This is a genomic window from Anaeromyxobacter terrae, assembly GCF_022690685.1.
Taxonomy (GTDB): Bacteria; Myxococcota; Myxococcia; order Myxococcales; family Anaeromyxobacteraceae; genus Anaeromyxobacter; species Anaeromyxobacter terrae.
Genome location: NZ_JALCYY010000050.1, coordinates 26,827 through 36,009 on the forward strand (window position 1 = coordinate 26,827; position 9,183 = coordinate 36,009).

Annotated in this window: 10 protein-coding genes; 6 read left to right on the forward strand and 4 right to left on the reverse strand. The window is 72.8% G+C overall.

All coding sequences use genetic code 11. The annotated features are described in order from the left end of the window. Window positions 1-180 carry a hypothetical protein gene (locus tag MNY62_RS19230; RefSeq protein ID WP_242345952.1) on the reverse strand — a complete coding sequence of 60 codons (180 nt, stop codon included), beginning with the start codon at window positions 178-180 and terminating at the stop codon, window positions 1-3. Between the two features lie 114 nt (window positions 181-294). Between MNY62_RS19230 and MNY62_RS19235 the strand changes: the two genes are divergently transcribed. Beyond that, complete coding sequence (locus MNY62_RS19235) at window positions 295-1,266, forward strand: TIGR02757 family protein (RefSeq protein ID WP_242345954.1); 972 nt, start codon at window positions 295-297, stop codon at window positions 1,264-1,266. Here the strand turns inward: MNY62_RS19235 and MNY62_RS19240 are convergent. Then, entirely contained in the window at window positions 1,181-2,665 is a 1,485-nt protein-coding gene (locus MNY62_RS19240) for a glycosyltransferase family 39 protein (protein ID WP_242345956.1), read from the reverse strand. The two genes, MNY62_RS19235 and MNY62_RS19240, sit on opposite strands and share 86 nt — an antisense overlap. Window positions 2,666-2,676: 11 nt before the next feature. Continuing rightward, window positions 2,677-3,561 carry a DNA integrity scanning protein DisA nucleotide-binding domain protein gene (locus MNY62_RS19245; RefSeq protein WP_242345958.1) on the reverse strand — a complete coding sequence of 295 codons (885 nt, stop codon included), beginning with the start codon at window positions 3,559-3,561 and terminating at the stop codon, window positions 2,677-2,679. Window positions 3,562-3,780: 219 nt separating this feature from the next. Between MNY62_RS19245 and MNY62_RS19250 the strand changes: the two genes are divergently transcribed. Continuing rightward, window positions 3,781-4,143 carry a TraR/DksA family transcriptional regulator gene (locus tag MNY62_RS19250; protein ID WP_242345960.1) on the forward strand — a complete coding sequence of 121 codons (363 nt, stop codon included), beginning with the start codon at window positions 3,781-3,783 and terminating at the stop codon, window positions 4,141-4,143. A 134-nt stretch (window positions 4,144-4,277) separates the two neighbouring features. After that, window positions 4,278-4,535 (forward strand): hypothetical protein, encoded by a 258-nt coding sequence (locus MNY62_RS19255; RefSeq protein WP_242345962.1) that lies wholly within the window; start codon window positions 4,278-4,280, stop codon window positions 4,533-4,535. Window positions 4,536-4,760: 225 nt separating this feature from the next. Here MNY62_RS19255 and MNY62_RS19260 read toward each other — a convergent pair whose 3' ends face one another. Beyond that, window positions 4,761-5,060, reverse strand: coding sequence for an MTH1187 family thiamine-binding protein (locus MNY62_RS19260; protein WP_242345964.1), 300 nt, complete (start codon window positions 5,058-5,060; stop codon window positions 4,761-4,763). Window positions 5,061-5,317: 257 nt separating this feature from the next. Between MNY62_RS19260 and MNY62_RS19265 the strand changes: the two genes are divergently transcribed. The 3 genes from MNY62_RS19265 to MNY62_RS19275 all read left to right on the forward strand — a co-directional run bounded on the left by MNY62_RS19265 (window position 5,318) and on the right by MNY62_RS19275 (window position 8,939). Beyond that, a complete protein-coding gene (locus tag MNY62_RS19265) occupies window positions 5,318-7,495 on the forward strand; it encodes a RelA/SpoT family protein (RefSeq protein WP_242345966.1) in 2,178 nt (725 codons plus the stop codon). Between the two features lie 78 nt (window positions 7,496-7,573). Further along, on the forward strand, window positions 7,574-7,960 hold the full coding sequence (locus tag MNY62_RS19270; protein WP_242345968.1) for a RidA family protein: 387 nt from the start codon (window positions 7,574-7,576) through the stop codon (window positions 7,958-7,960). A 145-nt stretch (window positions 7,961-8,105) separates the two neighbouring features. Then, the gene (locus MNY62_RS19275; RefSeq protein ID WP_242345970.1) at window positions 8,106-8,939 is read left to right on the forward strand and encodes a hypothetical protein; all 834 of its coding nucleotides are present in this window, start codon (window positions 8,106-8,108) and stop codon (window positions 8,937-8,939) included. Window positions 8,940-9,183 lie beyond the last annotated feature (244 nt).

The window sequence follows — 9,183 nt, forward strand, 5'->3', positions numbered from 1 at the left end:
TCACGCGTCGAGCGTTCCGCCTCCGCGGTCCAGGAGCGCGGCCATGAGCTGGACCCGGCGCTCGGCGCGCCGGCGCGCACCGGGCTCGAGCGTGCGATCCCGCGCCGCCCGGACCTCGATCCGCAGCTCGCCGACGCGACGATTCCGCGCGCACTCCCGCCCGTCGAGCCAGGTCCTCATCCGCTGATGCATCCCGTCACCTCCGTTTCGACGTCCGACGCTGAACGGAATAGCAGCGGGGTCTGACAGGGACGAGGAGGCGAGCGCGGCCGGCCGGCGCTAAGTCCCGCTCCGATGCCGCGACGTCCGTACACCCTGTCTCCTGCCCGCGCCGCGGCGCTCCGGCCGCTCCTCGACGCCCTCGACGCCGCGCTCGATCGGAGGGCGCGCCTCGCCGCCGACCCGGTGGAGCTGCCGCGGCGCTATGCGGATCCGGGGGACGCAGAGGTCGCCGCGCTCTTCGCAGCGAGCCTCGCCTATGGACGCGCCGACGTGTTCAAGCCGGTCGTGGAGCGGGTGCTGGCGGCGATGGGCCCCTCGCCCGCCGCGTTCGTCCGCGAGTTCGCGCGCTCGCCGGAGCCGTCGTTCTTCGCGGGCGCGATCTACCGCTTCAACCGTCCCCCCGATCTCGCCGCCCTCGCGGCGGCGGCGGGCGACGTGCGCGCGCGCCACGGCTCGCTCGGCGCGCGCTTCGCGGAGCTCCTCCGCGCGTGCGGAGGGGACGGCGCGCTCCGCAGCGCGCTCGCGCGCTTCGCGCGGGAGCTCCGCGACGCCCCGCAGGTCGCGCCGCTCCTCGCCGGCCGCGGGACGCGCGGTCTCCTGCACCTCCTCCCGGACGCCGCCGGTCCCGGCGCCTCCAAGCGGTGGAACCTCTACCTGCGCTGGATGGTGCGCGGCCCCGACGGCGTCGATCTCGGGCTGTGGAGGGAGGTGCCGCCCGCCGCGCTCGTCGTGCCGCTCGACACGCACGTGCACCGCGTCGCGCGGGTCCTCGGCCTGACCGCGCGGCCCGACGCGAGCTGGCGGACCGCCGAGGAGATCACCGCCTCGCTGCGGCGCATCGACCCGGACGACCCGGTTCGCTACGACTTCGCCCTCTGTCACCTCGGCATGAGCGGGGCCTGCCCCGTCCGCCGCGAGGCGCGCCGCTGCGACGCGTGCGTGCTCGCGGAGGGATGTCTCAGTGCGGCGCGGGCAGCCCGGCCACGCCCGGCAGCGCGGACGGAGGCCCGGCGTACCGGCAGCGCCAGAGCTCGAACGTCGTGACCGTGGCGTCGCCGCGCTTCACCTCGAGCGGCGGCAGCGGCTCGAGCGGCTGGCAAGCCTCGGCGCGACGCTCGCAGGTGTGCTTCTCGCGCGGGTCGAGCACGAGGAGGCCCTCGCGTCCGGCGAGCGCCGCGGGATCGAACCAGTAGCGGTACTGCAGGCCGTGGTCCCCCGCGATCTCCCCGGACCACGTCCGCAGGTGGCCCGGCAGGTAGTACGCGAGCTCCGCGGACACCTTGTAGTTGCAGCCCGCCACGAAGGCGTCGGGCCCGAGGCGGGCGCGCTCGGCGTCGACGCGCGCGGCGAGGGCGCGCCAGCCGGCGGAGCCCTCGTCGCGGGCCGGGAACGGCACGGCGGGGACGAGCGGGACGAGGTGCGTGTAGACGCTGCCGGCGAGCGCCAGCGCGATCCCCGCCACGCCGGCGCGCCGCCGCCAGCCGCCCTGGGAGAGCGCGAGCGCGGCGGCGGCGGCGAAGGCGGTCGGGTAGATGGGCGCGAGCCAGTTTCCCTTCACCCAGTGGAAAGGGGAGACGAGCGTCGCGAGGCCGAGGAGCGGCGCCGAGAAGATCGCGCAGATCCGGAAGGCCGGCTCGGAGCGCCGGCGGATCGCCTGGACGACCGCCTCCACGGCGAGCAGGAGCAGGACCGGCGTCACGAGCGCCGCCTGCAGGCCCAGGTAGCGCGCGACGAGGACCGGGCGGAGCGAGGAGTGCGCGACGCGCCCCTGCGTCTGGAACGCGAAGCTCGCCAGCCCGTGCCGGAGGTTCCACGCGAGCACCGGCGCGAACAGCGCACCGGCGAGCGCGGCCCCCGCCCACGGCCAGGGCGTCCGGAGCATGCGCCGGCCGCGGGGGTCGAGGGCGAGCGCGAGCAGGATCTGCGGCAGGAGCAGCGCGCCGGTGTACTTGCCGAGGAGCGCCCACCCGGTCGCGGCGCCGGCGGCGACCAGCCACTGCGGGCGCTCCTCGTCGAGCGCGCGCAGCGTGAAGTAGAGCGCCATCGCCCAGCCGGAGAGGAGCGGCCCGTCGGGCGTGATGATCACCTGCCCGAGCGCGAAGAGCGGGACGACGAGCCCCGCGACGAGCGCGACGAGGGCCACCCTCGCGCCGAAGAGCCGCCGGACCGAGAGCCAGAAGAACGCGCAGAAGACCGCGGAGTGGAGCGCCGCGGCGAGCCGGATCGCCCGCTCCGAGTCGCCGAGGACGCCGGTCGTGAGCGCGATCGTCCAGGCCGCGAGGGGAGGGTGATCGAAGTACGAGAGGTCGAGCCGCCGCGCCCACTCCCAGTAGTACGCCTCCTGCGGAGAGAGGGCGAACAGGCCGGCGTAGAAGACGTGGAACAGCGTCGCGGCCGCGACGAGGAGCGCGGCGAGGGCGGGGCGGCGGTCGGGAGCGTGCACGGAGTCTTGGATCAAACGCGGCGGAGCTTCTGGCGGAGCTCGAGGACGATCTCGCCCTCGCGGAAGACGCGGACCGTGCCGCTCGTCTGCGAGACCGTGACCGCGATGCACTTCGACTCCGCGGTGATCGAGGCCGCGGCGCTGTGGCGCGCGCCGAGGCCCATCGGCAGCTTCACGTCGCGCGACATGGTGAGGAGGTAGCGGCCCGCCGCCAGCACGACGCCGTCCTCCCGGATGATGAACGCGCCGTCGAGCGCGGAGAACGTCTTGATCGCCTCGCGGATGGGCGGGTCGAGCGCGTTCCGCTCCGCCTCGCTGATTCCCTGGAACGGGTTCAGGATGAGCTGGCGGCTCTTCTCCATCACCGCGGTCGATTCGCCGATGACGATGATCGTGCCGACCGCGTGCCCCTCGTAGCCCTCCGCGCCGATCTCCATCGCGGTGTGGATGAGGCTCTCCACCACCTGCGACGAGAACCCGGGCGGAAGCCCGAGCGTGTCGACGCGGATCTTCTCCTCCGGATCCTCCGAGCCGATCTCCACCTTCACGAGCGTGTCGACGACCCGGTCCTCGCCTGGGCCGGCGAGCGCGAGGATGGTGTCGCCGTCGTGTACGACGCCGGCGGCCTGCGCCGCGACCACCGCCACCTTGATCTTCTCGATGCGCGTGTAGTCGTAGGGCGGTATCAGCACCGCGCTGTACTTGCGGGCCTTCAGCTGGTCGGCGATGCCCTCGCTCGTCACGGCGTAGACGAGCTTGCGCTTGATCGGGCGGCCGCGGATCTCGTTCGGCGAGATGGGGTGGTCCGACACGAAGAGCAGGCGATCCACCTCGGATCGCGCGGTCAGCGCGAGCGCGCCGCGCAGGAACTCGCGGTCGAACTTCCCGTCGGACATGGCGTCGAGAGCATGTTCCGGTGGCGCACCCGAGTAAAGCTTCCGCGCGCGTTTCCGGGCCTCGCGCACGCGCTCGGGACCGAGCCGGCGCCGCCGGAGCGCGCCGCGCGGCGGCCCGCCGCGCTCCGGGGGCGCGGCTTGACAGCCCCGGGGGCGCAGACTAGTTTCTCCGCTCTTTTCGGCCGGGCCCCCGGGGGGGCGCGTCAGCGAGGAGGTCGCTTGAACAAGAAGGACCTGAAGAAGTTCAAGACGATTCTCGAGGAGTCGAAGCGGCAGCTTCTTCTCTCCGCGAAGAAGACGCTCACGGAAGAGGCGAGCTTCGACACCGACGATCTGCCCGACGAGATCGACCTCGCCTCGAGCGAGTACACCCAGTCGATGATCTTCCGGCTGCGAGACCGCGAGAAGTTCCTCCTCGCCAAGATCGACAAGGCGCTCGCCCGCATCGAGAACGGCACGTTCGGCATCTGCGAGCGGTGCGAGGAGGAGATCTCGGCGAAGCGGCTCGAGGCGCGGCCGGTCACCACCCTCTGCATCCGCTGCAAGGAAGAGCAGGAGCAGAAGGAGAAGTCGTTCGGGTAGCCACCCGGCTTTTCTCGCGCGGCATCCCGCGGCCGGGCCGAGCGCCCGGCCGCTCGCGTTTCGGGAGTCCGTCGCGAGCCGGCGCGCTCCCCGCCACTCGGCCGGCCGGCGTCCGCCGCGCTAGGATCCGCTTCATGACCGCTCCGGCCCGGCCGCCGCGCCGTTCCCTCCGCGCGTTCTGGCTGTTCGCCGCCGTCATGGCCGTCGCGGTCCTGGGCGGCGGCGCGATCGTCCTCCTCAACCACCGCTCCGTCCGCGAGTATCAGGCGGAGCAGGCGCGCGTCGAGGCGGAGAACGCGGCCGCCATCGAGTCGGCGCGCTCGCGCGCCGATGCGAAACCGGACGACCGAGCGGCGACCGCGCCAGGGCCAAGCGCGGACTCCTCCCGCTAAACGACCGAGCATGATTCGGAAACAGACAACGAGCGAAGCGAGCCCGCCGGGGCGACACCGCGATAGCGGCGAAGCCGCCCGCGGTGGCGCACGGGACCCGGCGAGCAGGGGTGGGGCCCCGACGAGCTCTGCTCGGCGGGGCGGGGGCGCAGCCCCCGTTAGAACATGGCTAAACGACAGCGGGATTCGCGACACCGCAGGTGATCGCGAATCGCGAACTGTCGTTTAGCGGAGCTTGTCCTCGACCGACCGCATCTTCCCCGCGATGGTGTGCGGCTTGTCCCTGCGGTCGTCGATCTTCACCAGGGTCGAAACGCGGACGGCACCTTCCGTGAACGGGTGCTCGTGCATCCGGCGCACGACCGCCAGGATCTCGTCGAGGTCGCCCTCGATGATCGTCCCCATGGCGGTGAGCTGGTGCGTGAGCGCGGTGCCGCGGAGGATGCGCTCCACGCCCGCGACGTAGCGGGACACGCTCGTCGTCCCGGTGCCGAGCGGCGTGATGCTGACGAAGACGACCGCCATCTCGATCCTCCCGGCGCCCCAGGCCGGCGGGCGCGTGACCGCCGCCTCGCCTCGGGCGAGCGGCGTGCCGCGCACGTTAGCCGCGCCCGGCGGCGCGCTCAACACGCCGGGGGCCCCCTGGCGGCTGGGCCGGGATCCCGGCGTCGCGGCGGCCCTGGCGCCGCCTGCTGCGCCGCGTTACGGAGAGAAGACGGAGCGATGGGCGAATCCCGGGCTTGCCGCGCCTGGGCTCGACCCGATACGCTCGAACGATTGGCGTGCTGCGCCTCAACGACATCCTGGACCGGGTAGGAGGGTACCACCCGGACCCCGACCTGGACCTGATCAAGAAGGCGTACGTCTACTCCGCCAAGGTCCACCAGGGACAGATCCGCAAGTCGGGTGAGCCCTACCTCATCCACCCCCTCGAGGTGGCGGGCCTGCTCGCGGAGCTGAAGCTCGACGAGTCGTCGGTCGTCACCGGGCTCCTCCACGACACCATCGAGGACACGCTCGCCACCAAGGAGGAGATCGCGGAGCTGTTCGGGCCCGAGATCGCGGACCTCGTCGACGGGGTGACGAAGCTCTCGCAGTTCAGCGCCGCGAACACCCAGGAGGAGAAGCAGGCGGAGAACTTCCGCAAGATGGTCGTCGCGATGGCGAAGGACATCCGCGTCCTGCTCGTCAAGCTCGCCGATCGCACGCACAACATGCGGACGCTCGATCACATGAAGCCCGAGTCGCAGGAGCGGATCGCGCGCGAGACCCTCGACATCTACGCGCCCCTCGCGAACCGGCTCGGGATCCAGTGGCTGAAGAGCGAGCTCGAGGATCTCTCCTTCAAGTACCTGCGTCCCCAGGACTACGCGGAGCTGTCGTCGCGCGTCGAGGCGGAGGCGAAGGAGAAGCAGCGGTTCGTCGAGGAGGTCGTCGAGGTCATCCGCGGTCGCCTCACCGACGCGGGCATCACGGCGGCGCAGGTCTCGGGGCGCGTGAAGCACGTCTACTCGATCTGGCGCAAGATGCGTCAGCTCGACGTCGACTTCGATCACATCCTGGACGTCGTCGGGTTCCGGGTGATCGTCGACACGGTGGCGGAGTGCTACGAGTCGCTGGGCATCATCCACTCCCTGTGGAAGCCGGTGCCCGGCCGCTTCAAGGACTACATCGCGATCCCGAAGCCGAACCTCTACCAGTCGCTCCACACCACCGTGGTCGGCCCCCGCGGCGAGCGCATCGAGGTGCAGATCCGGACGAAGGAGATGCACCGCATCGCCGAGGAGGGCGTCGCCGCCCACTGGGCCTACAAGGAGAAGGGCCGGGACGGGAAGGGCGCGGAGCTCTCGAAGAAGGACGCGGAGAGCTTCGGCTGGCTGCGGCAGCTCGTCGAGTGGCAGCGCGAGCTCGCGGATCCGCGCGAGTTCCTCGAGACGGTGAAGGTCGACCTGTTCTCGGACGAGGTCTTCGTCTTCACCCCCAAGGGGGCGGTGAAGAGCCTCCCGCGCGGGGCGACGCCCGTCGACTTCGCCTACACGATCCACTCCGAGGTCGGCGAGCACACCGTCGGCGCGAAGGTGAACGGCAAGCTCGTTCCCCTGCGCTACAAGCTGAAGAACGGCGACACGGTCGAGATCCTCACCTCGCCGAACGCGCACCCGTCGAAGGACTGGCTCAGCTTCGTCAAGACGAGCCGCGCGCAGGCCCGCATCCGTCAGTTCATCCGCCAGGCCGAGCACCGCCGCTCGCTCGAGATCGGGCGCGACGTCGCGGAGCGCGAGTTCCGCCGCTTCGGCCTCAGCCTCTCCAAGGCCCAGAAGGGCGGAGATCTCGAGAAGGCGGCGCAGGCCCTCGGCTACCGCGCCCCCGACGACCTCCTCGCGGCCATCGGCTACGGCAAGGTCGCCCCGGCGCAGGTGCTCCAGCAGCTCCTCCCCGCCGAGAAGCTCGCCGAGGCCACGCCCGCGGAGCCGGCCCCGACCTCGCGGCTCACCGAGATCTTCCGCAAGGTCGCGCGGCGCCCGGCCGACGGCATCCGCATCAACGGCATCGACGACGTGCTGGTCCGCTTCGGGCGGTGCTGCAACCCGGTCCCCGGCGACGGCATCGTCGGCTTCATCACGCGCGGCCGCGGCGTGACGGTCCATACGGTGGCCTGCGACAAGGTCCTCGGGATCGATCCGGAGCGGCGCGTCGACGTCACCTGGGACGTGAAGGGCGACTTCAAGCGACAGATCTCGATCCGGGTGATCACGAGCGACCGCCCCGGCATCCTCGCGCGGATCTCGCAGACCTTCAGCGAGGCCGGCCTGAACATCTCGCAGGCGAGCTGCCGCACGACGCCGGGCGAGCGCGCCGTGAACGACTTCGAGGTCACGGTCGGCGACCTGAAGCAGCTCAACTCGGTCATCCGGACCCTCGAGCGGATCGAGGGCGTCCAGTCCGTCGAGCGCGTCTGAGCCGCGCCGCGCCACGGAGGGCGTCGCTCGCCGCGGGGACCGTTGAACCGCCGCGCCGAGGCCGCTACGGTAGGCGGCATGAAGCGGATCCTCTCCACCCCGGCCGCGCCCAAGGCGATCGGCCCCTACAGCCAGGCCGTCGAGGCGCGCGGCGCGCGCATGCTCTTCCTCTCCGGCCAGATCCCGCTCGACCCCGCCACCGGCGAGCTCGTGCCTGGGGACATCGACGCGCAGACGGCGCGCGTGATGGAGAACCTGCGCGCCGTGCTCGCCGCGGGCGGCGCCGGGTTCGAGCACGTCGTGCGCACGACCATCTTCCTCGCCGACCTCGCCGACTTCGCCCGCGTGAACGCGGTGTACGGCCGGTGCTTTCCGGGCGAGCCGCCGGCGCGCGCGACGGTGCAGGTCGCGGCGCTCCCCCGCGGCGCGCGCGTCGAGATCGACGCCGTCGCCGTGATCGAGTAGCGGGCCGAGCGCGGTCCGCCCGGCGTCCCCTCCGGCGGCGCCGGAGACGCTCCGTCGCGGCCGGGGCGAGTGATCTCCGGCGCTTTCGCGCGGCACGAGCCTCGCGATCCCCGCGTTCCGTTCATCGGATCGCGAGGGCCACCGCATGTCCCGGATCGAGTCGAGCAGCGCGCCGCACGTCGTCCTCCCCCCGCGCGAGCCCCACGGGGCGCGCGACCTCCTCTGGAACGGCTTCCGCCCGTCCTATTCGCTCCTGGGGCGCAGCCCCGATTCGCGCGCCACCGCGCACCGGGCCAACGTGGCGCTCCGCCGCCTCGACCTCGAGGACTTCGAGCGGTTCCTCGCCGGGTGGGTGGAGTCCGCGAAGGCCTGCCGGACGCTGGAGGACCTCGCCGCCCATCCGCGCGCGGTGAACCCCATCCGCGAGCTCCAGCCCTGGGAGCCCGGCGCCGTCACCGCCGAGAACGAGGATCTCGCCGCCATCCACCAGGGGTTCGTGCACGCCCTCGGAGAGGCGCTCGGAGAGGTCGAGCGTCACCGCGCGCGCCTGGAGCGCCGCCCCGCGCCGCTCCAGGCGACCGCGGACGTGTCCGTCGGGCTCGAGCTCACCGTGGGCCCGGCCCACCTGGGCGCGCAGGCGTCGCTCGCGGAGCGCGAGGTGAGCGCGAGCCTCGGCGCGCGGAGCGCCGCGCTCCGCTGCGGGCTCGACGCGGCCGGCCGACCGAGCTGCGCGGCGAAGACGCCCGTGCTCACCGCGACGAAGGACCGCCTCGAGCCGCCGGAGGTCCGGTACGGCGCGCTCTCCGGCAGCGCGCGCCGCGACGGCTTCACGGTCCAGGTCGGTCCCTCCGCTCGCCTCGGGACGGACCGGGTCAATGCGCAGGTGCGGGCGGAGGTCGGCCTCAGGGTCCAGCTCCTCGACGCCGAGACCGTCCGCCGCGCGCTGTCGAGCGAGGACTTCTGGACGAGGAAGCGCTGAACGACGAGGCGGGCTACCGCAGCGACGCGCGCCGAGGCGCTCCTTCGACGGGAGCCGCGCACAGCGGCGCCTGGCAGTGCGCCGCAGGCGCAAGGAGCGAGGACGCCCGCCGCAGGCCCGGGATCGTGCCGGACGCGCCGAGAGACACCCCCGCAGGCGCACGAAACCGGAGCCGAGGCGGGCTACCGCAGCGACGCGCGCCGAGGCGCTCCTTCGACGGGAGCCGCGCACAGCGGCGCCTGGC